This window comes from Desulfovibrio sp., from assembly GCF_019424165.1.
GTDB lineage: Bacteria > Desulfobacterota > Desulfovibrionia > Desulfovibrionales > Desulfovibrionaceae > Desulfovibrio.
Map to the genome: position 1 here is coordinate 40,880 of NZ_JAHZAA010000022.1, position 700 is coordinate 41,579.

General features: G+C 54.7%; 2 pseudogenes. Both read right to left on the reverse strand.

Features of this window, described 5'->3' with window-relative positions:
- Positions 1-250: pseudogene (locus QZ377_RS08600) on the reverse strand (ABC transporter permease); the annotation flags it as partial.
- Positions 250-700 (reverse strand): annotated as a pseudogene (locus QZ377_RS08605) (ABC transporter ATP-binding protein); the annotation flags it as partial. The pseudogenes QZ377_RS08600 and QZ377_RS08605, both read right to left, overlap by 1 nt.

A 700-nucleotide genomic window follows, 5' to 3' on the forward strand; every position in this document is an offset into this window, starting at 1 on the left:
GGTTGGTGATGTCAAAATAACCCGAAACTTCCAGTGTGCTGACCAGCGACCTGCTCATCACTGACTGGTCAGCGTCTACCACAAGAGTTGGCAAATGCTTCGGATCTGCATTGATGGCATAGCCGAACAGAAGGATTTCCATCAAAGGTACGCTGAGCAGCATGGAAAATGTCGCCTTGTCGCGCCTCATCTGGATCAGTTCCTTGGTGAGCAGCGCAAAGAACCGACGGAAGGAAAAACCCGCAAACATCAGGATGGCTCCGTCATTTTTTGTTCTTTCAAGGCCCGGTTCATCAGCAGAATGAACAGGTCTTCCAGCGAAGCGCGTGCATCGGACCAGGCAAGGGCGGGATCGTGCCGCCACGGGGCGATGGCTTCAGCAAGCAGGGCAGCGTCTGCGCCGCCCACATGCAGGTCATTGCCAAATGGAATGACCACATCGATATTGTGTTGCGCCTCAAGCCGTTGAGCAATACGGGTGAGCACTGATGGGGCAAAGCCCGGTTTGAGTCTGGCGGAATACATCTTGAGCGGAAAACGGTCGATAAGCTCACGGCTTGTGCCGCAGGCGAGCAGATTGCCATAGGCAATGTAAGCGATACTGTGGCAGCGCTCTGCCTCATCCATGTAGTGGGTCGATACCAGCACGGTTATGCCTTCGGCCGCCAGACCATGAATTTCTTCCCAAAACTCCCGGCGT